General features: G+C 67.0%; 18 protein-coding genes and 1 tRNA gene. 15 read left to right on the forward strand and 4 right to left on the reverse strand.

Annotated elements, in window-relative coordinates; genetic code table 11:
- The first annotated feature begins 6 nt into the window (after positions 1-6).
- The 7 genes from ACFSCU_RS07520 (at position 7) to tatC (ending at position 4,174) form a co-directional block, all read left to right on the forward strand.
- Complete coding sequence (locus tag ACFSCU_RS07520) at positions 7-369, forward strand: phosphoribosyl-ATP diphosphatase (protein ID WP_180549910.1); 363 nt, start codon at positions 7-9, stop codon at positions 367-369.
- 23 nt (positions 370-392) lie between these two features.
- Entirely contained in the window at positions 393-809 is a 417-nt protein-coding gene (locus ACFSCU_RS07525; RefSeq protein WP_333706857.1) for a DUF4870 family protein, read from the forward strand.
- A 99-nt stretch (positions 810-908) separates the two neighbouring features.
- On the forward strand, positions 909-1,952 hold the full coding sequence (locus ACFSCU_RS07530) for a patatin-like phospholipase family protein (RefSeq protein WP_333706858.1): 1,044 nt from the start codon (positions 909-911) through the stop codon (positions 1,950-1,952).
- A gap of 24 nt (positions 1,953-1,976) precedes the next feature.
- Complete coding sequence (locus ACFSCU_RS07535) at positions 1,977-2,345, forward strand: histidine triad nucleotide-binding protein (RefSeq protein ID WP_180549909.1); 369 nt, start codon at positions 1,977-1,979, stop codon at positions 2,343-2,345.
- Positions 2,346-2,435: 90 nt separating this feature from the next.
- Complete coding sequence (tatA, locus tag ACFSCU_RS07540; protein ID WP_180549908.1) at positions 2,436-2,672, forward strand: Sec-independent protein translocase subunit TatA; 237 nt, start codon at positions 2,436-2,438, stop codon at positions 2,670-2,672.
- An 81-nt stretch (positions 2,673-2,753) separates the two neighbouring features.
- The gene (gene tatB / locus ACFSCU_RS07545) at positions 2,754-3,239 is read left to right on the forward strand and encodes a Sec-independent protein translocase protein TatB (RefSeq protein WP_180549907.1); all 486 of its coding nucleotides are present in this window, start codon (positions 2,754-2,756) and stop codon (positions 3,237-3,239) included.
- Between the two features lie 131 nt (positions 3,240-3,370).
- On the forward strand, positions 3,371-4,174 hold the full coding sequence (tatC, locus tag ACFSCU_RS07550) for a twin-arginine translocase subunit TatC (protein WP_333706861.1): 804 nt from the start codon (positions 3,371-3,373) through the stop codon (positions 4,172-4,174).
- 273 nt (positions 4,175-4,447) lie between these two features.
- Here tatC and ACFSCU_RS07555 read toward each other — a convergent pair whose 3' ends face one another.
- Positions 4,448-5,602 (reverse strand): S1C family serine protease, encoded by a 1,155-nt coding sequence (locus ACFSCU_RS07555; RefSeq protein WP_180549906.1) that lies wholly within the window; start codon positions 5,600-5,602, stop codon positions 4,448-4,450.
- 273 nt (positions 5,603-5,875) lie between these two features.
- A complete protein-coding gene (locus tag ACFSCU_RS07560; RefSeq protein ID WP_180549905.1) occupies positions 5,876-7,219 on the reverse strand; it encodes a ferredoxin reductase family protein in 1,344 nt (447 codons plus the stop codon).
- A 138-nt stretch (positions 7,220-7,357) separates the two neighbouring features.
- Here ACFSCU_RS07560 and ACFSCU_RS07565 point away from each other — a divergent pair, with 138 nt between their 5' ends.
- Positions 7,358-8,131 (forward strand): Nif3-like dinuclear metal center hexameric protein, encoded by a 774-nt coding sequence (locus ACFSCU_RS07565; RefSeq protein WP_257645647.1) that lies wholly within the window; start codon positions 7,358-7,360, stop codon positions 8,129-8,131.
- 194 nt (positions 8,132-8,325) lie between these two features.
- The gene (pdxA, locus tag ACFSCU_RS07570; protein ID WP_377560311.1) at positions 8,326-9,390 is read left to right on the forward strand and encodes a 4-hydroxythreonine-4-phosphate dehydrogenase PdxA; all 1,065 of its coding nucleotides are present in this window, start codon (positions 8,326-8,328) and stop codon (positions 9,388-9,390) included.
- A gap of 34 nt (positions 9,391-9,424) precedes the next feature.
- On the opposite strand, the gene mscL is transcribed toward pdxA, so the two are convergent.
- Positions 9,425-9,838 carry a large conductance mechanosensitive channel protein MscL gene (gene mscL / locus ACFSCU_RS07575; protein ID WP_377560313.1) on the reverse strand — a complete coding sequence of 138 codons (414 nt, stop codon included), beginning with the start codon at positions 9,836-9,838 and terminating at the stop codon, positions 9,425-9,427.
- A 151-nt stretch (positions 9,839-9,989) separates the two neighbouring features.
- On the opposite strand from mscL, the gene petA reads away from it, so the two are divergent.
- The 6 genes from petA to ACFSCU_RS07605 all read left to right on the forward strand — a co-directional run bounded on the left by petA (position 9,990) and on the right by ACFSCU_RS07605 (position 14,245).
- Entirely contained in the window at positions 9,990-10,610 is a 621-nt protein-coding gene (gene petA, locus ACFSCU_RS07580) for a ubiquinol-cytochrome c reductase iron-sulfur subunit (RefSeq protein WP_377560314.1), read from the forward strand.
- 9 nt (positions 10,611-10,619) lie between these two features.
- Positions 10,620-12,089 carry a cytochrome b gene (locus ACFSCU_RS07585; RefSeq protein WP_377560315.1) on the forward strand — a complete coding sequence of 490 codons (1,470 nt, stop codon included), beginning with the start codon at positions 10,620-10,622 and terminating at the stop codon, positions 12,087-12,089.
- A 20-nt stretch (positions 12,090-12,109) separates the two neighbouring features.
- Positions 12,110-12,877 carry a cytochrome c1 gene (locus ACFSCU_RS07590; RefSeq protein WP_180549903.1) on the forward strand — a complete coding sequence of 256 codons (768 nt, stop codon included), beginning with the start codon at positions 12,110-12,112 and terminating at the stop codon, positions 12,875-12,877.
- Positions 12,878-12,979: 102 nt separating this feature from the next.
- Complete coding sequence (locus ACFSCU_RS07595; RefSeq protein ID WP_180549902.1) at positions 12,980-13,591, forward strand: glutathione S-transferase N-terminal domain-containing protein; 612 nt, start codon at positions 12,980-12,982, stop codon at positions 13,589-13,591.
- 12 nt (positions 13,592-13,603) lie between these two features.
- The gene (locus ACFSCU_RS07600) at positions 13,604-14,128 is read left to right on the forward strand and encodes a ClpXP protease specificity-enhancing factor (protein WP_180551701.1); all 525 of its coding nucleotides are present in this window, start codon (positions 13,604-13,606) and stop codon (positions 14,126-14,128) included.
- Positions 14,129-14,169: 41 nt separating this feature from the next.
- A tRNA-Thr gene (locus ACFSCU_RS07605) sits at positions 14,170-14,245 on the forward strand.
- A 52-nt stretch (positions 14,246-14,297) separates the two neighbouring features.
- Here the strand turns inward: ACFSCU_RS07605 and ACFSCU_RS07610 are convergent.
- The gene (locus tag ACFSCU_RS07610) at positions 14,298-14,621 is read right to left on the reverse strand and encodes a hypothetical protein (RefSeq protein WP_333706870.1); all 324 of its coding nucleotides are present in this window, start codon (positions 14,619-14,621) and stop codon (positions 14,298-14,300) included.
- Position 14,622: the final 1 nt, after the last annotated feature.

Genomic DNA, 14,622 nt, shown 5'->3' on the forward strand with positions numbered 1-14,622 from the left:
CGACCTATGTCCTCTGACGACACCCTGGCGCGCCTCACGGCCGTCATCGACAGCCGCAAGCCTTCCGCTGGCGGCGACCCCGACAAGAGCTACGTCGCGCGCCTGCTGCACAAGGGGCCGGACGCTTTCCTGAAGAAGATCGGCGAGGAAGCCACCGAGGTGGTGATGGCCGCCAAGGACGCCGACCACGGCGGCCCGCGCGAGAAGATCGTCGCCGAGATGGCCGACCTGTGGTTCCACGGCATGGTGGCGCTGGCGCATTACGGCCTGTCCGCCGCCGACGTGGTGGCGGAACTGGCGCGCCGCGAGGGACTCTCAGGCATAGAAGAAAAAGCGCTGCGCAAGGTGCGCGAGCGCGAGGCTGAATGAACCGCACTGAAAGGAGCTGGCTCATGCGCAACAACGACATCATTGACGTGGAACCCATCAACGGCCGCGGCACCGCGGGTGGCGGCCGGGCCGCCGATTCGTTCAAGACCTGGGGCTGGGTCAGCTACGTCCTGCACCTGATCGTGGCCGTGGCCGCCGTGGTGCCCGGCGCGCAGGTCAGCATCGCGCTGCTCATCATCGCGCTGGTGATGGACCTGGTGAAGAAGGACGACGCCGCCGGCACCTGGCAGGAGAGCCATTTCAAGTGGCGCATCCGCTCGGTGCTGTGGGCCGGCGTGCTGTACCTGGTCACCTTTCCGTTCTTCCTGCTGGGCCTGTTCCTGTTCAACCCGGCCTGGATCGTCATTTCGATCTGGTTCCTCTACCGCATCGTCAAGGGCATGGTGCGCATGAACGCCGGCCGCGCGGTGATCGCGTAAACCTTTCCCTCGGGCCGCGTCGGCGGCCCTGTCCCCTCGCTCGCCGGCGGCCACGGTTCACAAGGGCCGCCGGCGACGCTTCAAGCACCGAACAAGAACATGGCAAAGAATGGCAATGGCCGCCCTGCGGCCCACAAGACCGTGAACCTGGCCCTGCAGGGCGGTGGCTCGCACGGCGCCTTCACCTGGGGCGTGCTCGACGCGCTGCTGGAAGACGGGCGCGTGCGCTTCGAGGCCGCCAGCGGCACCAGCGCCGGCGCCATGAACGCCGTGGTGCTGGCGCACGCGCTGGCGCGTGCCCGCGCCGACGGCCAGCGCGGCCAGGACGTGAACGAGGCCGCGCGCGCGGCGCTGTCGCGCTTTTGGGACGGCGTGGGCGTGATGGGCGCCTTCACCAGCGGCCTGCCGCTGGCCGCGACGCAGGCCATGGGCTCGTGGTTCGCGCAATGGTTTTCGCCCTACCAGGCCAACCCCTTTGGGCTCAACCCGTTGCGCGACCTGCTCAAGCGCGAGGTTGATTTCGAGCTGCTGGCGCGCCCGCCGCGCACGCGGAGCATGAAGGTCTTCGTGGCCGCCACCAACGTGCGCACCGGGCGTGGTGAAATTTTCAGCGGCAAACGCCTGTCGGTTGACGCGGTGATGGCCTCGGCCTGCCTGCCCACCCTGTTCCAGGCGGTGCAGGTGGAGGGCGAGTACTACTGGGACGGCGGATATTCGGGCAACCCCGCCATTTACCCGCTGATCTACGAGACCAAGAGCGCCGACGTGATTCTGGTGCAGATCAACCCCATCGAATCGAGCCACACCCCCGGCGCCAGCGCGGCCGACATCATGGAGCGCGTGAACGAGATCACCTTCAACGCGCCGCTGCTGGCCGAGATGCGCGCCATGGCCTTCGTCTCGCGCCTGCTGGCCGAAGGCCGGCTGGACCCCGAGCGCTACAAGAACGTGCTGCTGCACCGCGTGGACGGCGGCGCGGCGCTGGCCGAGCACGGCGCGGCCAGCAAGGCGCGCGCCGACATGGCCTTTCTGCGCCGCCTGTTCGAGCTGGGGCGCGGTGCCGGGCAGTACTGGCTGGCGCAGCATTACGACGACATCGGCGTGTGCTCCAGTGTCGAGGAAGTCCGCCATACTCGGGGCTGACCCCCTTCACCCAAGCTTTGCCGCATGACCACCCACCCACAAGACCCGGCCTGCATCTTCTGCAAGATCGTTGCCGGACAGATTCCGTCGAAAAAGGTGTACGAGGACGATGAGCTGTACGCCTTCCACGACATCAACCCCTGGGCGCCGGTGCACTTTCTGATCGTGCCCAAGGCGCACATCGCGTCGATGGCGCACGTGGGCCCTGAGCACGAGGCGCTGCTGGGCCGCATCATGGCGCTGGCGCCCAAATTGGCGCTGGAGCGGGGCTGCGAGCCCTATCCGGATGGCGGCTTCCGCATCGTGGTGAACACCGGCGCCCAGGGCGGGCAGGAGGTGCACCACCTGCACATGCACGTGATGGGCGGCCCGCGCCCGTGGCTGAAGGGTTGACCCTGAGGCCGCAAGGAACCCCGAGCACCCCCCACCGTCTAAAATCGAATCAACCGCGCCAAATCTTTCACCGGCGCAAGGAGCAACACCATGGGTACCTTTTCCATCTGGCACTGGCTGATCGTTCTGCTGATCGTGGTCATGATCTTCGGCACCAAGAAACTCAAGAACATCGGCTCCGACCTGGGCGGCGCCGTCAAGGGCTTCAAGGACGGCATGAAGGACGGCGCCGCCGAGGCCGATGCCAACCAGCCGCCCGCCGGCCAGGTGACCAACGCCGCCGCGGCCAAGGAAACCATCGACGTGCAGGCCAAGGAAAAATCCTGACGCACCCTCGATTCGGTCTGCGGCCGAATCGAGCAGTTGCCGCGCGAGCGCGGTGCCGCTGCGGGTTAGAGATTCCCATCCATGCTTGACCTTGGCATTTCCAAGATGGCGCTGATCGGCGCCGTGGCGCTGATCGTCATCGGCCCCGAGAAGCTGCCGCGCGTGGCCCGCACGGTGGGCACGCTGCTGGGCAAGGCGCAGCGCTACGTGTCCGACGTCAAGGCCGAGGTCAACCGCGCCATGGACCTGGACGAACTCAAGAAGATGAAGGAATCGGTGGAAGAAGCCGGCCGCGAGGTTGAAAAAGGCATCTACTCCACCAAGGCCGACTTCGAGAAGGACTGGTCCGACGTCACCGCGGGCCTGGAAGGCGCGGGCAGCAGCAGCGACGGCAGCACCACGTCCTCCACCTGGGAGCCGCCGCCGCCCGAATACCGCCGCCCCAACAAGAACTGGCGCCTCAAGCGCGGCGCCACGCCGCAGTGGTACAAGGCGCGCCACGGCGTGCGCCGGCAGGTGCAGTCGGGTGCGGCACGGGTGGCCCGCTATCGCCCGAAGCCCAAATGACGACATGACCCCGGCCCGCGGCCTTCGGTGACGGCACCTCGGGCTCGGGCAGCGCAAGTCATTCCGTCATCGAGGCCGCGCCAAAGGCCAAGTCATCTTGTCATCGCCACACAGGCGACAATCGCTGTTCCATGACCGATCCCAAGCCCAAGACCGACCCCGAAGACGAACTGGCCGGCACCGAGCAGCCCTTCGTCACGCACCTCATGGAGCTGCGCGATCGGCTGATCCGCTCCGTCGTGGCCATCGGCGTGGTGGCGGTGGTGCTGGCGATCTACCCGGGCGCGAACTCGCTGTACGACCTGCTGGCCGCGCCGCTGGTGGCGCACCTGCCCAAGGGGGCGACGGTGATCGCCACCTCGGTCATCTCGCCCTTCATGGTGCCGATCAAGGTGCTGCTGATGGCCGCCTTCCTGATCGCGCTGCCGGTGGTGCTGTACCAGGTGTGGGCCTTCGTGGCGCCGGGGCTGTATTCGCACGAGAAGAAGCTGGTGCTGCCGCTGGTGGTGTCCAGCACCATCCTGTTCTTCGTCGGCGTGGCGTTCAGCTATTACTTCGTGTTCGGCACGGTGTTCTCGACCATCCAGAAGTTCGCGCCGCAAAGCGTGACGGCGGCGCCGGACATCGAGGCCTATCTCAGCTTCGTGCTGACCATGTTCCTGGCCTTCGGCATGGCGTTCGAGGTGCCGATCGCCGTGGTGGTGCTGGCGCGCCTGGGCGTGGTGAGCATCGAGCAGCTCAAGAGCTTCCGCGGCTACTTCATCGTGCTGGCCTTCGTCATCGCCGCCATCGTCACGCCGCCCGACGTGGTGTCGCAGCTGGCGCTGGCCATTCCCATGTGCCTCTTGTACGAGGTCGGCATCTGGGCGGCGCGGCTGTTCATCAAGCACACCAAGCGGCCCGAGGACGAGGCCGAACCGGCCGCCAAGACCTGAGCGCCGGCAGCGCGGGCGTTTCAGCGCCCGGATGAAAATATAAGGGAGTATGTGCCTCTAGCGCCCTGTTGACGGGCGCTGGCGGCCGGCATGGTGGGGGGTATATGTGCCCTCTGTGCCCTCTGCGCGGGCCGAGCGCCTCATGCCGTGTCGCGGTTCAAGCGATGACCAATGACCGCGGCTGGCGCCGCATGACAAACGGCAAATGTCTTCTTTGTCATTGAAGCGCAGCGAAGTCATTGGTCATTCGTCATCCTTGAAAGCAAGTACGTATCAGCGCGGCATGCGCTGCCCGCGCTGCGGCTGCGGGCGCTGCGCCGGCGTCACGCTGACCTGCACCGTGTCGCCGCGCCGCTGCAGCGTGAAGGGCGCGGGCTGGCCGGGCGTGAGCGCGGCGATGCGCGTCAGCAGCTCCGACACCGTGCGCACCGGCTGGCCGTCCACCTGCGTGATCACGTCGCCGGGGCGCATGCCGGCGGCGGCGGCCGGGCCGGTGTTCAGCACGCCGGTCACGATCACGCCCTGCGCGGTCTGGATGCCGAAGGTCTGCGCCAGTTCGGGCGTCAGCTCGTTCGGCTCCACGCCGATCCAGCCGCGCACCACGCGGCCGTTCTTCACGATGCTTTCCATCACGTGCTTGGCGGTGCTGACGGGAATGGCGAAGCCGATGCCCATGCTGCCGCCCGAGCGCGAGTAGATGGCGGTGTTGATGCCCATCAGGTTGCCGTTGATGTCGGTCAGCGCGCCGCCCGAGTTGCCGGGGTTGATGGCGGCGTCGGTCTGGATGAAGTTCTCGAAGGTGTTGATGCCCAGCTGGTTGCGCCCCAGCGCGCTGACGATGCCGCTGGTCACCGTCTGGCCGACACCGAAGGGGTTGCCGATGGCCAGCACCTGGTCGCCCACCTGCAGCGCGTCGGAATTGCCCAGCGTCATCACCGGCAGCTTGTCGAGCGTGAGCTTGAGCACCGCCAGGTCGCTCTCGGGGTCGGTGCCGATCACCTGCGCGGTGGTGCGGCGCGCGTCCTGCAGCACCACCTCGATGGCGTCGGCGCCCTCGACCACGTGGTTGTTGGTCAGCACGTAGCCGTCGGGGCTGACGATGACGCCCGAGCCCAGGCCGGTCTGCTGTTGCTGCATGTCGCTGCGGTCGCCGAAGAAGAAGCGGAACCACGGGTCGTTGGCCAGCGGGTGGCTGGCGCTGGTGTTGATGCTGACCACCGCCGGCGCGGCCTTGCGCACGGCGCCGCTCAGGCTGCCGGGCGCGGTCTGCGGGGCAGGGGCGGGCGCCTCCAGGATCGAGATGGTGCCGGTGCTGCCGGGCACCGGGCCACCGCGCTGCAGCCACTCGGGTTTCAGTGTGCCGACCACGAAGTAGGCGGCCAGCAGCACGGTGACGGCTTGGGCAAAGACGAGCCAGAGGCGTTTCATGGGGGATCCAGAAGTCGGGCGGCGCGGCGCTTTCGGGGGGCGAAGGCGCTCTGCGCGCGCAGGGCCGAAATTGTAGGCCGCGGGGCGCGACTTCAAGCCGTGCGGCACCCGCGCGCGGCGTGAGGGTATCGGTGTGTTGTGGGAGCGGGCTTGCCCGCGATGGGCGCCTGCGTTATGGCGAGGCCGTCATCGCGGGCCAGCCCGCTCCCACAGAGGGAGGAGGGCGTTGGGTGGCCACGCGCTCCGGGCGCAAGGGACTGGCGCGGCCGTCGTTCACCGCATCTGGAACAGCTCCTGGTGGAAGGCATCGTCCGGCAAGCCCTGCGCGGTCAGGTCGGCACGCAGCGCCTGGCCAAAGCCTGCGGGGCCGCAGAACCACACGCTGGCGTTCTTCCAGCCGGGCACCATCTGGCGCAGGCGTTCGCCTGTCAGGCGCTCGTCCTGGCCGTCGACCAACAGGTGCAGGCGCACGCCGGCGGCCCGGGCGTTGGCTTGCAGCTTCTGCAGCGCAGCGGGGTCGATGGCGGCGGTGGGGTGGAACAGGTCGACCACCGTCGGGCCGCGCGCGCCGGCCTGCGCCAGGTGCTTCATGCGGGCGATGAAGGGCGTGATGCCGATGCCGGCGCCGATCCAGATCTGCTGCGGCGCATCGCCTTCGAAGGTGAAGTGGCCGTAGGGGCCTTCGATCTTCACGCGGTCGCCCACGCGCAGGCGCTCGTGCAGCGTGCCGGTGTGGTCGCCCAGCGCCTTGGTGACGAAGCTGATGCGCCGGTCCTGCGGGTTCCAGGCCGAGGCGATGGTGTAGGGGTGCGCGCCCTCCGACGCGCTGGAGGTGAGAAAGGCGAACTGCCCCGGCTGGTGGCCGGCCCAGCGCTCATCCAGCAGCAGCGTGGTCTCCAGCATGTGCAGGGCGGGAAAGCGCTCCAGCGACTCGATGGTGCCGTGCGCGGTGCGCCGCGCACCGATGCGGCCCAGCAGCACGATCACCGCCGACACCGTGCCCGCCACCAGCAGCACCGCCTGCACCGAGCCCACCGGCTGCGCCCAGTAGTCGATCTTGGTCAGCACAACGGTGTGGAACACCAGCACCAGGTAGGCCACGGCCAGCAGCTTGTGCGTCTTGGCGAAGAGGCGGTAGGGGAAGCGCTTGACGAGCGCCAGCACGATCAGCAGCACGGCGCCGTAGAAGGCCCATTCGCCCATCGTCTCGGCCGTGCCGCGCCAGCCGCGCAGCGCGGCTTCGATGGCGCCCAACTCCGCCGCGCCGCCGCCCGCACCGCGCGCCGGCTTGGTCAGCCAGCCCCAGCCGACGGCCCACTTGGTGCCCTTGGCCCACAGCCAGTGCACCGTGCCCACCACCAGCGCGCCGATGCCCAGCCACTTGTGCAGGCGGTACATCTTGTCCAGGCCGTCGAGGTGCCGCTCCAGCCACACCGGCCGCACGGCCAGCACCACGGCCAGCGACATCACGCCCATGGCGATGACGCCCGTGTACTGCACCCACACGGTGCGGAAGTCGAAGTAGCCGCGCTGCGCGGGCAGCAGCGTATCGGCCATCAGCCACAGGCCGGTGAGCAGGGCCAGAAAGCCCCAGAAAACCCAGGCGATGCGCTTCATGGCTTGACCTCCAATCTTGTTGTGTTGAGCAAGATTCAGCTTAAGCGGGCGGCCTGAAGTGCTTCTGAACTCTTGTGAAGCACGGGTAAACGGGTTTGATCTGCGTCAGGCAAAGGGCGATGGTCGACAATGCGCCGCATGTCTGCACCGCCCTCCATCGACCGCGCCGCCCTGCTGGCGGCCTGCAACGCCGAGCTGCAGCCGGCCCTGTTCAAGGACTACGGCCCCAACGGCCTGCAGGTGGAGGGCAAGCCGCACATCGGCAAGCTGGTGAGCGGTGTGACGGCCAGCCGCGCGCTGATCGACGCCGCCATCGACGCCGGGGCCGATGCCATCCTGGTGCACCACGGCCTGTTCTGGCGCGGGCAGGACGGCACGGTGACGGGCTGGATGAAAGAGCGCCTCAAGCGCCTGCTGGCGCACGACATCAACCTGCTGGCCTACCACCTGCCGCTGGACGCGCACCCCACGCTCGGCAACAACGCGCAGTTGGGCCAGCGGCTGGGGCTGGTGGCCACCGGGCGCTTTGGCGAGCAGGAGCTGGGCTTCATCGGCCAGCGCGCCGACGGCGAAGCCTTTGCCGATGCCGACGTGCTGGCCTGGCAGCTGGAGCATGTGCTGAACCGGCCTGTGACGCAGGTGGGGCAAGCGCCGGATGCTATTGAAATAATAGCTTGGTGCAGCGGCGGCGCGCAGGGTTATTTCGAATCCGCCATCGCCGCCGGGGCGCAGGCCTTCATCACCGGCGAAATCTCCGAGCCGCAGGTGCACCTGGCGCGCGAATGCGGCGTGGTCTTCTACGCCTGCGGCCACCACGCCACCGAGCGCTACGGCGCGCCGGCCTTCGCGGCGCACGTGGCGGCGCAGCTGGGCATCGCGCACCAGTTCATTGAGATCGACAACCCGGCGTGAGCGGCGGAGGGCCGGCGCGCGGGGCTCGACGGGGCGGCACAGGTGCTTAAACAGGCGATAGCGGTTTGACGCCATTCATGAGTATGAAAATATGAGCTGCTTGCGCCCGCTAATCAAGCGCCAAAAGCATTTTTAATTAATCAAAAAATCTTGGAAGTCCCCCCCTCCTTCCTGCACCTTCTTCGTCTTCACCCATGACCCTTCCTCTCGCCATCACCATGGGCGATGCGGCCGGCATCGGCCCCGAAATCATCGCCAAGGCCTTTCGCGACGCGCCCGAGGCGCTGCGCGGCTGCTTCGTCGCTGGCGATGTGGCCACGCTGCGCCGCGCCGCCGCCATCGTGCAGGGCGCGGGCGTGCCGCTGCCGGTGGCGCTGATCGAGCGCCCCGCCGATGCGCTGGCCGTGCCGCCGCGCTGCGTGCCGGTGCTGCAGGTGGTCGAGCCGCCGGCCGTGCCGGTGCCGCTGGGGCGCATCAGCGCCGTGGCCGGCCGCATGGCGGGCGATGCCGTGGACTGGGCCGCGCGCGCGGCGCTGCGCGGCGACATCGCGGGCCTGGTCACCGCGCCGCTGCACAAGGAGGCGCTGTCGGCCGCCGGCGCCCCGTATGCGCGCTACCCCGGCCACACCGAGCTGCTACAGGCTGTCGCCGCTGAACACCTGGGCAAACCCGTGGCCGAGCTGCCGGTGCGCATGATGCTGGCCAACGGCGAACTGCGCACCGTGCTGGTGAGCATTCACCTGTCTTTGCGCGATGCTATCGAAAAGGTAACAGTGGGCAACATCCTGCAGACGTTGCGCATCGCGCACACTTCTGTTGGGGCGGCGCTACAGCGGCAGCCCCGCATCGCGGTGGCCGGGCTCAACCCGCATGCGGGCGAAGGCGGGTTGTTCGGGCGCGAGGAGATCGAGGCGATCGCCCCCGCCATCGCCCAGGCGCGCGCCGAAGGCATCGACGCCCAAGGCCCCTTCGCGCCCGACACCGTGTTCATGCGCGCGCGCGGCTTCGCCGAGTTCGACGTGGTGGTGGCGATGTACCACGACCAGGGGCTGATCCCGGTGAAGTACCTCGGCGTGGAGCAGGGCGTGAACGTCACGCTGGGCCTGCCCCTCGTGCGCACCAGCCCCGACCACGGCACCGCCTTCGACCTCGCCGGCAGCGGCCGCGCCGACGCGGCCAGCCTGCTGGCGGCGGTGCGCATGGCACGCCGCATGGCGCAAACAAAAACGCCCGTCGCGCAGGGCGAACGGGCGTCTTGAGCTACGGTTTGTGTAGCGTTTTCGCTTGATCTGATCAGCGCTTCAGGCTGTCGCGGATTTCGCGCAGCAGCTGCACCTCTTCCGGCGGCGCCTCGGGGGCGGGGGCCGGCTCTTCGCGCTTCAGGCGGTTGATCTGCTTGACCATCATGAAGATGATGAAGGCCAGCAGGATGAAGTTCACCAGGATGGTGATGAAGTTGCCGTAGGCGAACACGGCGCCGGCCTTCTTGGCCTCTTCCAGCGCCAGGCCGCTGGCCTGGCCCGCCAGCGGGATGTAGTAGCTGGAGAAGTCCAGCCCGCCGAACAGCCGGCCGACGATCGGCATGATCAGGTCGCCCACGATCGAGTCGACGATCTTGCCGAAGGCGCCGCCGATGATCACGCCCACGGCCAGATCAATGGCGTTGCCCTTGACGGCAAATTCCCTGAACTCTTGCATCATTCCCATGTTGTTTCCCTCAGCGGGTTGTTGAAGACGGCGCCAGTATTGCGACCGCTTGATGGTTGTCAATCCCGTGCGCTCGGCCCGCCGGGGGCGATGTTGCGCTCCGCTACAATCCCCCGTTGATCCGGACACAAGAAATCGCCAGAGGACAGCCATGAGTGACGCCCCCACAAGCAAATTCACCCCAGCGCCCATGGACAGCAGCAAGCGAACCTGGCTCATCGCCTCGAGTTGCGCTGGCGCTGCCGGTGCCGCGGCCTTGGCAACCCCCTTCGTCGCCAGCTTCGCGCCCTCCGAGCGGGCCAAGGCGGCCGGTGCCGCCGTCGAGGTGGACATCGCCGCGGTGAAGCCCGGTGAGAAGATCACCGTCGAGTGGCGCGGCAAGCCGGTGTGGATCATGCGCCGCACGCCCGAGCAGCTCGAGACCCTCAAGCAGGTCGAGGGCGAACTGGCCGACCCCAATTCCGACCGCACCGCCTTCCCCACGCCCGAGTACGCCAAGAACCAGACCCGTTCCATCAAGCCCGAGGTGCTGGTGGCGATCGGCATCTGCACCCACCTGGGCTGCTCGCCCGGCGACAAGTTCACCCCCGGCGCGCAGCCCTCGCTGCCCGACAACTGGCCGGGTGGCTTCTTCTGCGCGTGCCACGGCTCCACCTTCGACCTGGCGGGCCGCGTGTTCAAGAACAAGCCGGCGCCCGACAACCTGGAGGTGCCGCCGCACATGTACCTGTCCGACAACAAGCTGTTGATCGGCGAAGACAAGAAGGCATAAGAGGCGGTCATGGCAGAGTTCAAGGAAATCTCCCCCAACGCGCCGCTGGGCGCCAAAGTGACCAACTGGTTCGAGAACCGGTTTCCGACCGCGTTTGCGGAATACCGCAAGCACATGTCGGAGTACTACGCGCCGAAGAACTTCAACTTCTGGTACTTCTTCGGCTCGCTGGCCATGCTGGTGCTGGTGATCCAGATCGTCACCGGCATCTTCCTGGTCATGCACTACAAGCCCGATGCCGGCCCGGTGGGTGGCATCCTGGGCGCGCCGCCCATCGCCTTCGCCTCGGTTGAATACATCATGCGCGAGGTGCCGGGTGGCTGGTTCATCCGCTACATGCACTCCACCGGCGCGTCGGCGTTCTTCGTGGTGGTCTACCTGCACATGTTCCGCGGGCTGCTGTACGGCTCGTATCGCAAGCCGCGCGAGTTGGTCTGGATCTTCGGCTGCGCCATCTTCCTGGCGCTGATGGCCGAGGCCTTCATGGGCTATCTGCTGCCTTGGGGCCAGATGTCCTACTGGGGCGCGCAGGTGATCGTGAACCTGTTCTCCGCCATTCCCTTCATCGGCCCCGACCTGGCGCTGCTGATCCGCGGTGACTACGTGGTGGGCGACGCGACACTGAACCGCTTCTTCAGCTTCCACGTCATCGCCGTGCCGCTGGTGCTGATCGGCCTGGTGGTGGCCCACCTGCTGGCGCTGCACGACGTGGGCTCGAACAACCCGGACGGCATCGAGATCAAGGCCGGCCCCAAGGGCAACCGCTGGTCGCCCGATGCACCGGCCGACGGCATCCCGTTCCATCCGTACTACACCATCCACGACATCATGGGCGTGGGCGTGTTTCTGATGATCTTCTTCGCCGTGGTGTTCTTCGCGCCGGAGATGGGTGGCTACTTCCTGGAGTACAACAACTTCGTGCCGGCCGACCCGCTGGTCACGCCGCTGCACATTGCGCCGGTGTGGTACTTCACGCCCTTCTACTCGATGCTGCGCGCCACCACCGACGTGATGGTCAACGTGCTGGTCGCCATCATCGCCCTGGGTGTGGTGCTGGCCTTCCTGAAGTGCAAGTGCTCGATGGCGCTGAAAATCGGCATGGCCGTCGCCGGCCTGGTGGCCATCGCGCTGCTGAAGACCTTCGACGCCAAGTTCTGGGGCGTGGTGGTGATGGGTGGTGCCGTCGTCATCCTGTTCTTCCTGCCCTGGCTGGATCACAGCCCGGCGCGCTCCATCCGCTACCGCCCGAACTGGCACAAGTGGGTCTACGCCGTGTTCGTGATCTGGTTCCTGATCCTGACGGTGCTGGGCATCATGGTGCCGGGTCCGCTGCATCCGGCGCTGCCGTGGCTCACCAACGAACTGGTTGCCATGATCGGTACGCTGTTCTACTTCGGCTTCTTCCTGCTGATGCCCTGGTGGAGCCAACTGGGTACGCCCAAGCCTGTGCCCGACCGCGTCACCTTCAAGCCGCACTGAAGACCGCTGGAGATAACAACATGAACGTCTGGAAGAAACTGGCCCTTGGCGCTGCGCTGGCGCTCGGCCTGATCACGGGTGCCCAAGCCGCGGCCGGTGGCGCCGCCTGGGACAAGGCGCCTGGCAAGGTGAACGACCAGGGCTCGCTGCAGAACGGCGCGAAGATCTTCGTCAACTACTGCCTCAACTGCCACTCCGCCACCTTCATGCGCTACAACCGCCTGAGGGACATCGGCCTGACTGATCAGCAGATTCAGGACAATCTGCTGTTCACGTCCGAGAAGGTCGGCGACATGATGAAGTCGGCCATCAACCCGGCCCAAGCCAAGGCCTGGTTCGGCGTCAACCCGCCCGACCTGACGCTGATCGCCCGCTCGCGTGCCGGTGCCGGCGGCTCGGGCGCGGACTACATCTACACGCTGTTCCGCACCTACTACCGCGATCCGATCAAGCCCACGGGCTGGGACAACCTCACCTTCCCCAACATCGCCATGCCGCACCCGCTGTGGGAACTGCAGGGCGAGCGCAAGCCCATCTTCGAGGTCAGCCAGCAGCATGGCCATGAAGTCCAGCATTTCACCGGCCGCTGGGAGCAGGTGACACCCGGCACCATGAGCCAGCAGGAGTACGACAAGACGGTGGGCGATCTGGTCAACTTCCTGCAGTGGATGGGCGAGCCGGCGCAGAACAAGCGGGTGTCCATCGGCGTCTGGGTTCTGCTGTTCCTGCTGTTCTTCACTTTCCTGGCGTGGCGCCTCAACGCGGCGTACTGGAAAGACGTCAAGTAATCTTCGCTTTCAAGTTGCCCCCGGCGCCTGGCCGGGGCGGTGGAGTGGGGCGGTGCCGGCCAGGCGCCGCCCCACTCCTTCGGTTTTAAGGAGCCTCCTCACATGATGGTGCTGTATTCCGGTACGACCTGCCCTTTCTCTCACCGTTGCCGCTTCGTGCTGTTCGAGAAAGGCATGGACTTCGAGATCCGCGATGTCGATCTCTACAACAAGCCCGAAGACATCGGCGTGATGAACCCCTACGGACAGGTGCCGATCCTGGTCGAGCGCGACCTGATCCTGTACGAGTCGAACATCATCAACGAGTACATCGACGAGCGCTTCCCGCACCCCCAGCTGATGCCGGGCGACCCGGTCGACCGCGCGCGCGTGCGCCTGTTCCTGCTCAACTTCGAGAAGGAACTGTTCTCGCACGTGTCCACGCTGGAGAACCGTGCCACCAAGAGCAACGAGAAGGCCCTGGAAAAGGCGCGCGCCAACATCCGCGACCGCCTGACGCAGATGGCGCCCGTGTTCCTCAAGAACAAGTTCATCCTGGGCGACAACTTCTCCATGCTGGACGTGGCCCTGGCGCCGCTGCTGTGGCGCCTGGACTACTACGGCATCGACCTGTCGAAGAACGCCGCGCCGCTGTTGAAGTACGCCGAGCGCATCTTCTCGCGCCCCGCCTACATCGAGGCGCTGACGCCGTCCGAGAAGGTGATGCGCAAGTAAGGCGTGGGCATGATGAATGCGCTTGAATCCGCCTCCACCCGTCCGTACCTGATCCGGGCCCTGTACGAGTGGTGCACCGACCATGCGCTCACGCCGTACATCGCCGTGCTGGCCGACGACACGGTGCAGGTGCCGCGCGAGTACGTGCAGAACGGCGAGATCGTGCTCAACATCAGTTTCGACGCCACCAGCGGCCTGAAGCTGGGCAACGAGTTCGTCGAGTTCAAGGCGCGCTTCGGCGGTGTCCCGCGCGAGATCATCGTGCCCATGGACCGTGTCATCGCCATCTATGCGCGCGAGAACGGCCAGGGCATGGCGTTTCCCGTGCCTGTGCCGACAGTCTCCGACGATGGCGTGGAGCCAGCCGTTGATGCGCAGCAGGCGGGCGCCCCGGCTGCAACCGAGGACGCGGTCCCACGCGGTGGCATCCAGCTGGTGCCCAGCACGGAAGCGGCAGACGAGGACGGGTCATCCAGCGACGATCCGCCGCCATCCCCGCCCGCGCGCAAGCGCCCGGCGCTCAAGCGCGTCAAATGACAAGATCATCGGCAGGAGGTGGCTAGAATCCGCGTGTTTTCGCCGGCTTAGCTCAGTTGGTAGAGCACCCGCCTTGTAAGCGGTAGGTCGTCAGTTCGAATCCGACAGCCGGCACCATCAAAGCATTGCTTCAACCCGCGCCACCGCAAGGTGGCGCGGGTTTTTCTTTTCACGGGGTGCTGCGCAGCACTTTCACCCGGATGGCGTTCACCGGGTGGCCTGCGCCGTCAAGGGCTGCAAGCAGTGCTGGCGCCAACTGGCGCAGCTTGGCGGCCGCCGCGTTGTGGGGGGCGAGCAGCGTCCAGCCATCCGCATCGGGTGCGCCTGCCTGCACCAGCGTGCGCAGGGCGGGCGGCAGCAAGGGGCGGACGATGGCGAGTCGCGCGGCCGACTCGGCTGCCAGCTCGCTGAGCCGCGCCAGGGTGGGGGCCTGGGCCACGGCCTGTTGCAGCGTCAGGGCAGTGCGGGTCGAGGAAGTCACGGTGCGGGACATG

The organism is Ottowia beijingensis (assembly GCF_042680925.1).
GTDB classification, from domain to species: domain Bacteria; phylum Pseudomonadota; class Gammaproteobacteria; order Burkholderiales; family Burkholderiaceae_C; genus Ottowia; species Ottowia beijingensis.

Coding starts and splice junctions, on each gene's coding strand:
- ACFSCU_RS07520 (WP_180549910.1), top strand. CDS start 7: ATGTCCTCTGACGACACCCTGGCGCGCCTCACGGCCGTCATCGACAGC.
- ACFSCU_RS07525 (WP_333706857.1), top strand. CDS start 393: ATGCGCAACAACGACATCATTGACGTGGAACCCATCAACGGCCGCGGC.
- ACFSCU_RS07530 (WP_333706858.1), top strand. CDS start 909: ATGGCAAAGAATGGCAATGGCCGCCCTGCGGCCCACAAGACCGTGAAC.
- ACFSCU_RS07535 (WP_180549909.1), top strand. CDS start 1,977: ATGACCACCCACCCACAAGACCCGGCCTGCATCTTCTGCAAGATCGTT.
- tatA (WP_180549908.1), top strand. CDS start 2,436: ATGGGTACCTTTTCCATCTGGCACTGGCTGATCGTTCTGCTGATCGTG.
- tatB (WP_180549907.1), top strand. CDS start 2,754: ATGCTTGACCTTGGCATTTCCAAGATGGCGCTGATCGGCGCCGTGGCG.
- tatC (WP_333706861.1), top strand. CDS start 3,371: ATGACCGATCCCAAGCCCAAGACCGACCCCGAAGACGAACTGGCCGGC.
- ACFSCU_RS07555 (WP_180549906.1), bottom strand. CDS start 5,602: ATGAAACGCCTCTGGCTCGTCTTTGCCCAAGCCGTCACCGTGCTGCTG.
- ACFSCU_RS07560 (WP_180549905.1), bottom strand. CDS start 7,219: ATGAAGCGCATCGCCTGGGTTTTCTGGGGCTTTCTGGCCCTGCTCACC.
- ACFSCU_RS07565 (WP_257645647.1), top strand. CDS start 7,358: ATGTCTGCACCGCCCTCCATCGACCGCGCCGCCCTGCTGGCGGCCTGC.
- pdxA (WP_377560311.1), top strand. CDS start 8,326: ATGACCCTTCCTCTCGCCATCACCATGGGCGATGCGGCCGGCATCGGC.
- mscL (WP_377560313.1), bottom strand. CDS start 9,838: ATGGGAATGATGCAAGAGTTCAGGGAATTTGCCGTCAAGGGCAACGCC.
- petA (WP_377560314.1), top strand. CDS start 9,990: ATGAGTGACGCCCCCACAAGCAAATTCACCCCAGCGCCCATGGACAGC.
- ACFSCU_RS07585 (WP_377560315.1), top strand. CDS start 10,620: ATGGCAGAGTTCAAGGAAATCTCCCCCAACGCGCCGCTGGGCGCCAAA.
- ACFSCU_RS07590 (WP_180549903.1), top strand. CDS start 12,110: ATGAACGTCTGGAAGAAACTGGCCCTTGGCGCTGCGCTGGCGCTCGGC.
- ACFSCU_RS07595 (WP_180549902.1), top strand. CDS start 12,980: ATGATGGTGCTGTATTCCGGTACGACCTGCCCTTTCTCTCACCGTTGC.
- ACFSCU_RS07600 (WP_180551701.1), top strand. CDS start 13,604: ATGAATGCGCTTGAATCCGCCTCCACCCGTCCGTACCTGATCCGGGCC.
- ACFSCU_RS07610 (WP_333706870.1), bottom strand. CDS start 14,621: ATGTCCCGCACCGTGACTTCCTCGACCCGCACTGCCCTGACGCTGCAA.